The organism is Sodalis-like endosymbiont of Proechinophthirus fluctus (genome assembly GCF_001602625.1).
In the GTDB taxonomy this organism is placed as follows: domain Bacteria; phylum Pseudomonadota; class Gammaproteobacteria; order Enterobacterales; family Enterobacteriaceae.
The window spans coordinates 1-264 of record NZ_LECR01000009.1; positions in this window are offsets into that span (position 1 = coordinate 1).

Here is a 264-nt window from a genome sequence, read left to right on the forward strand (position 1 = left end):
GGGGGAAACGGAAATCGTCAATCTGAATCGTCTTCGTAAGCGATCGAATTTGCCGATTTCCAATTTTCTTTTTCCACCGCCTTCTTCATTTCTCCTTTGGATCGTCTCTCAACCGAGAATTCGTTTCTTTCTTTTCCTTCCCGCCTGCTGCTTCCACGTCCGATTCCTCGTCCTCGTCCCCGTCCCCGTCCACGTCCTCTTCCCCTGCCTCGAGTTTTCTTCTCCTCGTCTGAAAACGATGAAAGCTTTTGATTTCTCGTTTTT